Source organism: Pandoraea horticolens, assembly GCF_902459555.1.
Taxonomy (GTDB): domain Bacteria; phylum Pseudomonadota; class Gammaproteobacteria; order Burkholderiales; family Burkholderiaceae; genus Pandoraea; species Pandoraea horticolens.
Map to the genome: position 1 here is coordinate 1 of NZ_CABPSM010000061.1, position 710 is coordinate 710.

Annotated in this window: 1 protein-coding gene; it reads right to left on the minus strand. The window is 59.9% G+C overall.

Annotated features, from left to right (window positions below; translation table 11 throughout):
- A partial coding sequence (locus PHO31112_RS27030; RefSeq protein WP_150624804.1) for an IS110 family RNA-guided transposase occupies window positions 1–673 on the minus strand: 673 nt, incomplete at its 3' end.
- Between the last annotated feature and the right edge of the window lie 37 nt (window positions 674–710).

The following is a 710-nucleotide window of genomic DNA, read 5'->3' on the forward strand; positions in this document are numbered from 1 at the left end:
GGACACCGACACCCGGCACTTCCATCAGGCGCTGAGCACGCTCATCGGCGCGCGCTGCCTGTGTGATTCGTTCATCGTACCGGGCGATGCGTCCTTCCAACTCGTCCAGTTGCTGCGATAGATCCCGGAACGTATCCAGTGCCGCGGCCGACAAATCATGGGCATCGCTGACGAGAATGGCAGTCAATTCCCGACGCAGGGTTCGCGCGCCAATGGCAATCACGATACCGTATTCACCCAGCAGGCCTCGCGCCTGGTTGATCACGGCAGTGCGGCGCTCGATCAGGCTTTGCCGAACCCGATGCAGCATTTGAAGATCCTGCTGTGCTTCGGTATTGATCGGAACGTATTTCGTCATCGCACGCGTGCGGGCTTCTGCAATGGCAGCGGCGTCGTTGGCGTCATTCTTGTTCCCGCTCAGATATGCCTTGACGTGTTGCCCTGCGATCAAACGCACATCATGGCCTTGGCTCGACAGTGCCCGGGCCCAATGGTGCGCACCAGCGCATGCCTCGATGCCGACCTTGGCCGGCGTCGCTCGTGCGAAAAAGGCAAGTACCTGACGTCGGGAGAGCTTCTTCTTGAACGCCTCCCGTCCTTGGTCGTCGCGTCCCACGGCAACGAAGACGCTCTTCGAAATATCCAGGCCAATCACGGTAGCTACGCAATTCATGATGGATTCTCCGTCTCAGGCGGGTTTGACGCCGCTG